9 protein-coding genes and 1 other RNA gene are annotated in these 10,624 nt (G+C 67.6%); all 10 read right to left on the bottom strand.

What is annotated here, in order from left to right:
- Positions 1–86 precede the first annotated feature (86 nt).
- The 10 genes from CCA01S_RS14080 to tkt all read right to left on the bottom strand — a co-directional run bounded on the left by CCA01S_RS14080 (position 87) and on the right by tkt (position 10,532).
- Positions 87–881 carry an ABC transporter permease gene (locus tag CCA01S_RS14080; RefSeq protein ID WP_066459606.1) on the bottom strand — a complete coding sequence of 265 codons (795 nt, stop codon included), beginning with the start codon at positions 879–881 and terminating at the stop codon, positions 87–89.
- A complete protein-coding gene (locus CCA01S_RS14075; protein WP_232305136.1) occupies positions 878–1,768 on the bottom strand; it encodes an ABC transporter ATP-binding protein in 891 nt (296 codons plus the stop codon). The genes CCA01S_RS14080 and CCA01S_RS14075 overlap by 4 nt, the downstream gene beginning before the upstream one ends.
- Positions 1,761–2,807, bottom strand: coding sequence for an ABC transporter substrate-binding protein (locus CCA01S_RS14070; protein ID WP_066459604.1), 1,047 nt, complete (start codon positions 2,805–2,807; stop codon positions 1,761–1,763). The genes CCA01S_RS14075 and CCA01S_RS14070 overlap by 8 nt, the downstream gene beginning before the upstream one ends.
- Before the next feature lie 134 nt (positions 2,808–2,941).
- Positions 2,942–3,550: a recombination mediator RecR gene (recR, locus tag CCA01S_RS14065; protein WP_066459602.1), complete on the bottom strand. Its 609-nt coding sequence runs from the start codon at positions 3,548–3,550 to the stop codon at positions 2,942–2,944.
- Complete coding sequence (locus CCA01S_RS14060; protein WP_066459600.1) at positions 3,550–3,876, bottom strand: YbaB/EbfC family nucleoid-associated protein; 327 nt, start codon at positions 3,874–3,876, stop codon at positions 3,550–3,552. Before CCA01S_RS14060 ends, recR begins: the two co-directional genes overlap by 1 nt.
- A gap of 52 nt (positions 3,877–3,928) precedes the next feature.
- A complete protein-coding gene (locus CCA01S_RS14055; RefSeq protein WP_066459599.1) occupies positions 3,929–6,073 on the bottom strand; it encodes a DNA polymerase III subunit gamma/tau in 2,145 nt (714 codons plus the stop codon).
- 31 nt (positions 6,074–6,104) lie between these two features.
- An RNA gene (gene ffs / locus CCA01S_RS14050) (signal recognition particle sRNA small type) lies at positions 6,105–6,202 on the bottom strand.
- Between the two features lie 19 nt (positions 6,203–6,221).
- A complete protein-coding gene (locus CCA01S_RS14045) occupies positions 6,222–7,400 on the bottom strand; it encodes a phosphoglycerate kinase (protein WP_066459597.1) in 1,179 nt (392 codons plus the stop codon).
- A 64-nt stretch (positions 7,401–7,464) separates the two neighbouring features.
- Positions 7,465–8,475: a type I glyceraldehyde-3-phosphate dehydrogenase gene (gap, locus tag CCA01S_RS14040; protein ID WP_066459595.1), complete on the bottom strand. Its 1,011-nt coding sequence runs from the start codon at positions 8,473–8,475 to the stop codon at positions 7,465–7,467.
- Positions 8,476–8,486: 11 nt separating this feature from the next.
- Positions 8,487–10,532, bottom strand: coding sequence for a transketolase (gene tkt / locus CCA01S_RS14035; RefSeq protein ID WP_066459593.1), 2,046 nt, complete (start codon positions 10,530–10,532; stop codon positions 8,487–8,489).
- Positions 10,533–10,624: the final 92 nt, after the last annotated feature.

The raw sequence follows: 10,624 nt of genomic DNA, 5'->3' as shown, positions 1-10,624 counted from the left end.
TAGCATCCCGTCCGGGTTTTGTTGCGACCAACAGTCTGGATGATCCGGGCCGCTGATCGCTGTCGGCGGCGCGTATGCCTGATCGTTCAGGTCTTGTCGGCCGCCCCGGGGCCGGGCTGCCACACCAGAAAACGCCGCTCGGCCAGGGATACCAGGCCATCGAGAATCAGGGCAAAGATGGTCAGCACCACGATGCCGGCAAAGACGGTGTTCACGTCCAGCGTGCCTTCGGCCTGCAAGATGAGATAGCCCACCCCGGCGGCCGAGCCCAGGTATTCGCCCACCACGGCGCCCACGAACGCCAGGCCCACGGACGTGTGCAGGCTGGAAAACACCCAGCTGGTAGCCGAAGGGACATACACGTGACGCAGCAGTTGGCTGGGGGTGGCACCCAGCATGCGAGCGTTGTCGAGCAAGGTGGGCGAGACCTCGCGCACGCCACGGTACACGTTGAAGAAAACAATGAAGAACACCAGGGTGACGGCCAGGGCCACCTTGGACCAGATGCCCAGGCCGAACCACATGCCGAAGATGGGGGCGAGGATGACGCGCGGCATCGAATTGGCCGCCGTCACGTAGGGTTCGAGCAAGGCACTGGCGCCGCGCGACAGGCCCAGCCACAGGCCAAAGGCCAGGCCGCCCGCGGTGCCGATGATGAAAGCCAGCACGGTCTCGGACAGCGTGATCCACAGGTGGGGATAGACGCTGGCGTCGGTGACGAACCAGGCCCAGATCACCTCGGCCACCTGGATCGGGCGGCCAAAGAAAAAGGCGACGTTATCGTTGCGGGAGACCCAATACCAGACGAGCAGGATCGCCGCCAGCAGGGATACCTGCAGCAGCCGCAGCAGCGGGCGGGATAGCGCGGTTTTCTGTCTCATGCTTTTCTCTGCCGTTCGTAGCCTTTCAGCACCTCGTCACGCAGCACGGCCCAGATGCCTTGGTGCAGCTCGATGAAACGCGGCTGCATGCGCACTTCGGCCACGTCGCGCGGCCGGGGGATGTCGATGACGAACTCGCCGATGGGATGGGTGTCGGGGCCCGCCGAGAGCACGACCACGCGGTCGCTCATGGCAATGGCCTCGTCGAGGTCGTGCGTGATGAACAGCACGGCCTTGCGGCGCGCCATCCAGAGGTCGAGCACCTCGTTTTCCATCAGCTGGCGCGTCTGAATGTCGAGTGCGGAAAAGGGCTCATCCATGAGGATGATGTCCGGGTCGCGAATGAGCGTCTGCGCCAGCATGGCGCGCTTGCGCATGCCACCCGACATCTGGTGCGGATAGCGGTTCTCGAAACCGCCCAGCCCCACGCGGCGCAGCCAGTCGCGGCCCTGCTCGCGGGCCTGGGCGCGCGCAACGCCGGCGAATTCCAGGCCCGCCGTGACATTGGCCAGAGCGCTGCGCCAGGGCATCAGGGCTTCGCCCTGGAACATGTAGCCCGCCCGATGGTTGACCCCTTGCAGTGCCGCGCCAAAGACGCTGACCGAGCCGGAGGAAGGCCGCAGCAGGCCCGCCGCCATATTGAGCAAGGTGGATTTGCCGCAGCCGGTGGGCCCGACCACCGACACGAACTCGCCCGCCGCCACGGTGAGCGTGGCCTCGCGCATGGCGGTGTACGCCACCCCATCGCCCGAGGTGAAGGTGCAGGTCACCCGGTCGAGATGCAGGGCGGGCGGCTGCGCACCGGCAGCCAGGGCGCCTGACGCCGCCAGCGCCGCCGAGGCATGTGCCGCTGGCTGTTGCGCGCGCATCGGGCCGGGCTCAGCCATGCGGGTACTTCTCGTTGGCCTTGATGGCGAACTGGTTCGTCCAGACGCGCGAGATATCGACCTTGGTGCGGTCGAAATGCGGCACGTAGTCGGCCAGGGCGTTGAGCGCCGTCTGCGGGCCACCCTCGGGCACCATGCCGTCGGGCGACAAGGCCTCGCGATTGCCCTTGAGCGCCAGCTTGTAGAGTTCGGGGTCGCCCAGCAAATACGAGGCGGGCACCAGCTTGGCGATAGCGTCGGGCGTGGCCTGCTGAATCCAGTGATCGGCACGCACCAGGGCGTTGGCCAGCGCCTGCGTGGTGTTGGGATTGGCGTCGATGAAGGCTTGCGAGGCGTACAGGCAGCCCGCGGGCATCTCGCCGCCGAAGATCTGGCGCGAGTCTTTCAGGGTGCGGGTATCGGCAATGATCGTGATGGCGTCGTCCTTGACCAGGGTGCTGATGACCGGATCAAGGTTGGCGATGGCATCCACCTGGCCCGAGCGGATGGCCGTCACGGCCCCCGCCCCGGCGCCCACGCCGATGTAGCTGACGTCGCTGGGCTTGAGGCCGTGCTGCGCGAGAAAGAAGCTGACCATCATGTTGGTGGACGAACCCGGCGCCGTCACCCCGATCTTCTTGCCTTTCAGGTCGGCGGGGGTCTTGTAGCCCGGCAGCGTCTTTTTGGACACCGCCAGTACGATCATGGGCGCGCGGCCCTGCAACACGAAGCTGCGATAGAACTGGCCCTTGGTCTGCAGGCTGATGGTGTGCTCGAACGCCCCCGAGACGACGTCGGCGCTGCCGCCCACGACAGCCTGCAAGGCCTTGGAACCGCCCGCGAAATCGGCGATCCGGGCGTTCAGCCCGACCTCTTTGAAATAGCCCTTGAGGTGCGCCACTGACAGCGGCAGATAGTAGATGAGCGACTGCCCGCCCACGGCGATGGTCAGCCCGGGCTTTTCGGGCGCGGTCACCTGAGCCCGCGCGAGGGCGGGTGCGGCCCCCAACACGCCGGCAAGCGTGGCGGTCTTGAGCAATTGGCGACGTGAAATCGGCATGGTCTGGTCTCCGTTATTGGCATCAGCACGAACCGGTCATGATAACGCGCGATCCGCGCCACGCCGCGGCACCGCCATGCCCGGGCAGGGTATCGCCACCGGCGCGGCGGGCTTCCGGACGCCGTCCGGCGGGCTCAGCTGGCGCGCCGTTCCATGAGCGCCCAGGCGATGGTGCCCGCGTCCACGTATTCGAGTTCGCTGCCGCTGGGCACGCCGCGCGCCAGTCGGGTGACGGTCAGCCCCCGGCTGCGCAGCATGTCCGCCAGATAATAGGCCGTGGTTTCGCCTTCGGCGGTGAAGTTGGTGGCGAGGATGACCTCTTTGACCACCCCGTCGGTGGCGCGCTGCAGCAGGCGGGCGAAATGCACCTGATCCGGCCCCACGCCTTCGAGCGGTGCCAGATGGCCCATCAGGACGTAATACAAGCCCTGGTAGCCGTGGCTGGATTCGATCATGTTCTGATCGGCGGGGGTCTCCACGACGCACAGCACGGAACCGTCGCGCTCGGCATCCTGGCACGTGGCACAGACGGACGTCTGGGAAAACGAGTTGCAGCGCTCGCAATGCTGCAGGCCGCCCACGGCATCGCGCAAGGCGTCCGACAAGCGCAGGGCGCCGTCGGGATCGCTTTGCAGCAGGTGGTACGCCATGCGCCGCGCCGTGCGCACCCCGACGCCCGGCAGGCCGCGCAGGGCCTCGATGAGCGCGCGCAGCGGCTCGGGTTCGGGCTGCCCGGTGGCCATCAGAAGGGCAGCTTCATCCCGGCGGGCAGCGACATGCCCGCGGTGACCGCCGACATTTTTTCTTGCGCCGCGGCCTCGGCCTTGCGTTGGGCGTCGTTGAAGGCGGCCGCCACCAGGTCTTCGATCATGTCGCGGTCGTCGTCGAACAGCGACGGATCGATGGTGACGCGCTTGACGTCGTATTTGCAGCTCATGGAGACCTTGACCAGCCCGCCGCCGGCAGCGCCCTCGACCATCAGTTCGGCAAGCGCGTCCTGGGCCTTTTTCATGTTTTCCTGCATCTGCTGGGCCTGACGCATCAAGCCGGCAATCTGACCTTTCATCATGATGATGTCCTGAGTATCCGTAAAACGTGGAAGAAAATCGGGGAAACTGCGACTATACCGCAGCGGGCCTGACCGACCCCGGGACGATGCGCGCCGCAAAACGGGTAACGAGCGCCTGCACCAGGGGATCGTCGGCCGCCGCCGCTTCGGCCTGCTGCTGGCGCTGGGCGCGGTCGGCCTGATCGACGGCATACGCGGTGTCTTCGCCAGTGTCGCCATACTGTACGTCCAGGCGCAGCACGCGCCCGAAGTATTCCGACAGGCCGGTGCGCAGGCGGTCGGCCGCCCCGCCTTCGGCCAGGGTATGGATGGCCACGCGCAGCCGCACCTGGTGTTCGTCGCCCGCCAGCCATTCGCTGTTCATGGCCAGCGCCCGCGCCGCGCCCGTGACGGGCAGCGCGGCCGCCAGCGCCGGCCAGTCGCGGGCGGTCAGGCCGGCCGGATCGGGGGGAGCGTCCACCGCCTGCGGCGCGGCGCGCAGGCCGGCCACGGCGCCGGGCAGCGGCGCCTCGTCCAGGGCGAATTCGTCCGCCGAAGCGGAAGGCTCGAAGTCGTCCGGCAGCTCGGGCACGTCCGCCGTCCAGTCTTCCGACGCCGCCGCGGCATCTTCGGGAGGCTCATGAGCAGGCGCTTCGGGCACCGCAGGCGCTGCGTGGCGCGTACGGGGCGCATCGAGCGGTTCGTGGGCCGCAGGGGGCTCGTGCGCAAGCGCCACGGACGCTACGGGCGGTTCATCAACTCGCCCACCCTGCTCTGGCGACGCGGGGGGGACGGACGCGGCCGATGACGCTCCCCGCTTCGGCGATTGGATGCCGTGTCCCGATGTTTCGGGCAGCGCCGCGACCGGCGGCTGATCGGCTGCCCGCGCTGGCTCGGCGGCCGGGGGGACGGGGGCTTCCCACGCGGGGGGCTCGGCAGCAGGGGCGCCAAGAGCCTCGGGCGCGGCGGCGGGAGCCGCCTGCGCAAGCACAGACGCGGGCGCAGGCACAGCGGGGGCCGCCACAGAGGCGGCAGCAACCGCAGATGCCGCCGCCGCAGGCACAGTGGTGGGCGCAGCCGCTGCGGCTGCGTCCGCCCGGACGGGGACGGGGTCGAGCCGCACGGGCGGGACGCGGTCGGGCGGCAGCAGCGCCAGCATGCGCAGGCACGCCATGACGAAACCGGCGTATTCGTCCGGAGCCAGGGCCAGTTCGTGGCGGCTGTGCACGGCGACAGCGTAGAAGAGCTGCGCGTCGTCCGGGCTGAGGCTGCCCGCCAGCCGCTGCACGTCATCGGCCAGCGGATCGTCGGCCTGGGCATGGCCCAGGCGCTGGGCGATGGCCACCCGCGACAACAGCACGGCCAGGTCGCCCAGCGCCGCCTGGAACGACAGGCCGCGCAGAGCGAGTTCGTCGGCCACCGCCAGCACCCCGGGTGCGTCTGCCGCGGCCAGCGCCTGCAGCAAGGCCACCAGGTGGTGCTGATCGAGCGTGCCCAGCATCTCGCCCACGGCGGCCGCCGTGAGATTGCCCGCTGCGTAAGAGATGGCCTGATCGGTGAGCGACAGCGCATCGCGCATGGAGCCTGCCGCCGCCTGGGCGATAAGCCGCAGGCCCTGGGCCTCGGCGGGGATGTCTTCCTGTCCAAGAATGAACTGCAGGTGCTCGATGATGGCGGGCACCGTCATCTGCTTGAGATTGAACTGCAGGCAGCGCGACAGCACCGTGACTGGAATCTTCTGCGGATCGGTGGTGGCCAGAATGAACTTGACGTGCTCGGGCGGTTCTTCGAGCGTCTTGAGCATGGCGTTGAAGGCGTGCCCGGTGAGCATGTGCACTTCGTCGATCATGTAGACCTTGTAGCGGCCCACGGACGGCGCGTACACGGCCTGTTCGAGCAGCTGGGTCATTTCATCGACACCGCGATTGGAGGCGGCATCGAGTTCGATGTAATCGACGTAGCGGCCCGCATCGATTTCGGTGCAGGCCTGGCAGTGGCCGCACGGCGTGGCCGTGACCCCTTGTTCGCAATTGAGCGACTTGGCCAGGATGCGCGACAGCGTGGTCTTGCCCACCCCGCGCGTGCCGGTGAACAGCCAGGCGTGGTGCAGGCGCCCGGACGACAGGGCGTGCGTGAGGGCCCGCACGACGTGATCTTGGCCAACCAGGGTATCGAAGGAACGGGGGCGCCATTTGCGCGCCAGTACGAGATAGCTCATGAGTCGGCCGCTGCCCGGAGAAAACAAAAGGAAAGGCGAGCCTGACTTCGGCACTGGTTCTGCACGGCTGTGGCTGCTTCGTTCCCGACCTGACCAGGTTCACCGCCGAACCATGCGAAGGGGCCCGCCTTGCGCATTCTAACAGGGTTTACCGATCGAGTGCGGCCACGGCGGGTAGGGTCTTGCCTTCCAGGAATTCGAGGAAAGCCCCGCCGCCCGTGGAGATGTAGCCCACCTGGTCGGCGATGCCGAACTTGGCAATGGCCGCCAGCGTGTCGCCGCCGCCGGCGATGGAGAAGCCCCCGGATTGCGCAATGGCGCGGGCGATCGCCTCGGTGCCCTTGGCGAAGGCGTCAAACTCGAACACCCCGACCGGGCCGTTCCAGACGATCGTACCGGCCTGACGCAGCTGCGCGGCCAGCCGGGCCGATGTCTCGGGGCCAACGTCGAGAATCAGGTCGTCGGGCCCGACGTCGGCAGCCAGCTTGACCGTGGCCACAGCATCCGCGGCAAACCGGTCGGCAACGACGACGTCCACGGGGATGGGGACTTCCACGCCGCGCGCCTGCATGGCCGCCATGACGGCGCGCGCCTGCTCGATCTGATCGGGTTCGGCCAGGGACTTGCCGATGGGCAGGCCCGCGGCCAGCATGAAGGTGTTGGCGATGCCACCGCCCACGATCAGCTGATCGACCTTGCTGGCCAGGGATTGCAGGATGGACAGCTTGGTGGAGACCTTGGAGCCCCCCACGATGGCGACCATGGGGCGGCGCGGCGACTGCAGGGCCTTGCCCAGGGCATCGAGTTCGGCGGCCAGCAGGGGGCCGGCGCAGGCCACGGGCGCGAAGCGGGCCATGCCTTCGGTGGTGGCCTCGGCGCGGTGCGCCGTGCCGAAGGCGTCGTTGACGTAGATGTCGCACAAGGCCGCCATGCGGCGGGCGAGTTCGGGGTCGTTTTTCTTTTCGCCCGGATTGCAGCGGCAATTTTCCAGCAGCACGACCTCGCCAGGCACTACCGGCACCCCGCCCACCCAGTCGCGCACCAGGCGCACTGGCTGGCCCAGCAGGTCGGTGAGCCGTTCAGCCACCGGCTGCAGGGAGTCTTCGGGCCCCACCACCCCTTCCTTGGGACGGCCCAGGTGCGAGGTGACCATGACCGCCGCGTCGGCATCCAGTGCCAGCCGGATGGCGGGCACGGACGCCCGCACCCGGGTATCTTCGGTAATGCGCCCCTGGTCGAGCGGCACATTGAGGTCGGAGCGGATGAACACGCGCTTGCCTGACAGGGCACCGGCCTGCGCCAGGCCCGAAAGAGTCTGAATCATCATAAAAAGTCTTTTGTCTGGATATGCGAAGGGCGGGTTGCCCCGCCCTGTGAACGCCGCAACCGGCTTACTTGGCCGCCATCAGGGCCACGGTGGTATCGAGCATGCGGTTGGAGAAACCCCACTCGTTGTCGTACCAGGAAGACACCTTGACCAAGGAGCCGGACACCTTGGTCAGCGCGGCATCGACCGTGCTGGAAACCGGGTTGTGATTGAAGTCGATCGACACCAGGGGCTCGGTGTTGTAGGCCAGAATGCCTTTCAGGGGGCCTTCGGCCGCCGCCTTGAGGATGCCGTTGACTTCTTCGACCGTGGTTTCACGCGCCGAGACGAAGGACAGATCGACGATGGACACGTTGATCGTCGGCACGCGGATGGCATAGCCGTCGAGCTTGCCGTCGAGTTCGGGCAGCACCAGGCCCACCGCGGACGCCGCCCCGGTCTTGGTGGGGATCATGCTGTGGGTAGCCGAACGCGCGCGGCGCAGGTCTTTGTGGTAGACGTCGGTGAGCACCTGGTCGTTGGTGTAGGCGTGCACCGTGGTCATCAGGCCGTTGACGACGCCCAGCGCCTGATGCAGGGGATGCACCAGCGGAGCCAGGCAGTTGGTGGTGCATGACGCGTTGGAGATGACCGTGTCGCTGGCCTTGAGCACTTGGTGGTTGACGCCATAGACGATAGTGGCATCGACGTCTTTGCCGCCCGGCGCCGAGATGATGACTTTCTTGGCCCCGCCCTTCAGGTGCGCGGAGGCCTTTTCCTTGGTGGCGAACAGGCCCGTGCATTCGAGTACGACATCCACGCCCAGCTCGCCCCAGGGCAGCTCGGCCGGATTGCGTTCGGCCAGCACGCGGATGCGGTCGCCGTTGACGACCATGTGATCGCCATCGACCTCGACCGTGCCGGGGAAGCGGCCATGCGCCGTGTCGTAGCGGGTGAGGTGCGCATTGGTGTTGGGATCACCCAGATCGTTGATGGCCACGATCTGGATGTCGTGCTTCTTACCGTCTTCGTAATGGGCACGCAGGATGTTGCGGCCGATGCGGCCGTAGCCGTTGATGGCGACACGAATGGTCATGGAGATCTCCTTTACAAAAGCTGCTCGACCGTGGCGGCGATGTGCTCGGCCGTCAGGTTGAAGTGTTTGAACAGCACGCCGGCAGGCGCCGATTCACCGAACGTGTCGATACCCACCACGGCCCCCGTGGTGCCCACGTATTTGTACCAGGTGGCCGTGCCCCCGGCCTCGACGGCCACGCGCGGCAGGTCGGCGGGCAGCACCGAGGCGCGCCAGGCGGCGTCTTGCGCATCGAAGGCCTGAGTGCAGGGCATGGACACCACGCGCGTGGCCACCCCGCGGGCGGCCAGCTGATCTTGCGCTTTCAAGGCGAGCTCGACCTCGGAGCCAGTGGCGATGATGACGGCGCACGCGCCCACCATGTCGCGCAGCACGTAGCCGCCACGCGCGATGGCCGCCGTGCTGTCGGCGTCGCGCGCCACGAAGGGCAGGTTCTGGCGCGACAGCAACAGGGCCGATGGGCCGCCGTCGTGCACTGCCATGCCGATGCTGGTGGGGCGCGTCAGCGCCGCCTGCCAGGCCACGGCGGTTTCGGTGGTGTCGCACGGACGCCAGACGTGCAGATTGGGGATGAGGCGCAGGCTGCCCGCGTGTTCGATGGCCTGGTGCGTGGGGCCGTCTTCGCCCAGCCCGATGGAATCGTGCGTGAAGACGTGCACCACGCGCTGCTTCATGAGCGCGGCCATGCGCAGGGCGTTGCGCGAATAGTCGGAGAACGTGAGGAAGGTGCCGCCAAAGGGCAGATAGCCGCCATGCAGGGCAATGCCGTTCATGATGGCCGCCATGCCGAATTCGCGCACGCCGTAGTTGATGTGGCGCCCCCACTGCAGGCCGCCCGCCGTGCGGCGCACGGGCGTGACGCCTTTCCAGTCGGTGAAGTTCGACCCGGTGAGGTCGGCCGAGCCGCCCAGCATTTCGGGCAGGATCTCGGCGAAAGCGCCAATGGCCTGCTGCGAGGCCTTGCGCGAGGCGATGGACTCGGCCTTGTCTTGCGTGGACAGCACGTATGCCTGGGCGCGCTGGACGAAATCGGTGGGCAGCTCGCCCGCCATACGGCGGCACAGCTCGGAGGCCAGTTCGGGGTAGGCTTCGGCGTAGTGGTCAAAGCGCAGTTGCCAATCGGACTGCTGCTGGGCACCGCGTTCGCGGTTGTTCCAGTAGGCGTAGACCTCGCGCGGGATTTCGAAGGGGGGGTGGTTCCAGCCCATGGCCTTGCGCGCGGCGGCGATTTCATCGGCCCCCAGCGGCGCGCCATGCACTTTTTCGGAGCCGGCCTTGGTGGGCGCGCCGCGCCCGATGACGGTGCGGCAGCAGATGAGGGTGGGCCCGCGCCCGGCGGCGGCATGCGCCTGCGCCTGGTTGACGGCCGCGTCGATGGCGTTCATGTCGTGCCCATCGACGCCGCGCAGCACGTTCCAGCCATAGGCCTCGAAGCGCGCCGGAGTGTCGTCGGCAAACCAGTTGCGCACCTCGCCGTCGATGGAGATGCCGTTGTCGTCGTAGAAGACGATGAGGCGCGACAGGCCCAGCGTGCCCGCCAGCGAGCACGCTTCGTGCGAGATGCCTTCCATGAGGCAGCCGTCGCCCGCGAACACATAGGTGTTGTGGTCGATGATCTCGTGGTCGGGGCGGTTGAATTCTTGCGCCAGCAGGGCCTGCGCCAAGGCCATGCCCACGCCGTTGGCCAGGCCCTGGCCCAGCGGGCCGGTGGTGGTTTCGACCCCCGGGGTGACGCCGACCTCGGGGTGGCCGGGCGTGCGCGAATGCAGCTGGCGGAAATTGCGCAGTTCTTCGATGGGAAGATCGTAGCCGCTGAGGTGCAACAGGGCATACAGCAACATGGAGCCGTGGCCATTGGAAAGCACGAAGCGGTCGCGGTCGATCCAGGCCGGATCGGACGGGTTGTGGCGCAAATGCCGCGTCCAGAGCACGTGGGCGATGTCGGCCATGCCCATGGGGGCGCCGGGGTGGCCGGAATTGGCTTGCTGGACGGCGTCCATGGCCAGCACGCGGATGGCATTGGCCATGGAGGGATCAGGGGCAGGCAAAGCGCTCATAAGTCTTTAAGGGCGGGCCAGACAGCCGACGCTGCCGCACCCTACCGTTTCAGTGGATGGCAAAGCCCTGAATTTTACCACCCTGCCCGCCC

This window comes from Castellaniella caeni NBRC 101664 (assembly GCF_001592225.1).
GTDB classification, from domain to species: Bacteria; Pseudomonadota; Gammaproteobacteria; order Burkholderiales; family Burkholderiaceae_B; genus Castellaniella; species Castellaniella caeni.
The sequence above is the reverse complement of the archived record's forward strand: the minus strand, read 5'-3'. Positions and strand labels throughout refer to the sequence as shown.

What these genes read in the sequence shown, in the direction of transcription:
- CCA01S_RS14080 (WP_066459606.1), bottom strand. Translation starts at nt 881, where the DNA reads ATGAGACAGAAAACCGCGCTATCCCGCCCGCTGCTGCGGCTGCTGCAG.
- CCA01S_RS14075 (WP_232305136.1), bottom strand. Translation starts at nt 1,768, where the DNA reads ATGGCTGAGCCCGGCCCGATGCGCGCGCAACAGCCAGCGGCACATGCC.
- CCA01S_RS14070 (WP_066459604.1), bottom strand. Translation starts at nt 2,807, where the DNA reads ATGCCGATTTCACGTCGCCAATTGCTCAAGACCGCCACGCTTGCCGGC.
- recR (WP_066459602.1), bottom strand. Translation starts at nt 3,550, where the DNA reads ATGGCCACCGGGCAGCCCGAACCCGAGCCGCTGCGCGCGCTCATCGAG.
- CCA01S_RS14060 (WP_066459600.1), bottom strand. Translation starts at nt 3,876, where the DNA reads ATGATGAAAGGTCAGATTGCCGGCTTGATGCGTCAGGCCCAGCAGATG.
- CCA01S_RS14055 (WP_066459599.1), bottom strand. Translation starts at nt 6,073, where the DNA reads ATGAGCTATCTCGTACTGGCGCGCAAATGGCGCCCCCGTTCCTTCGAT.
- CCA01S_RS14045 (WP_066459597.1), bottom strand. Translation starts at nt 7,400, where the DNA reads ATGATGATTCAGACTCTTTCGGGCCTGGCGCAGGCCGGTGCCCTGTCA.
- gap (WP_066459595.1), bottom strand. Translation starts at nt 8,475, where the DNA reads ATGACCATTCGTGTCGCCATCAACGGCTACGGCCGCATCGGCCGCAAC.
- tkt (WP_066459593.1), bottom strand. Translation starts at nt 10,532, where the DNA reads ATGAGCGCTTTGCCTGCCCCTGATCCCTCCATGGCCAATGCCATCCGC.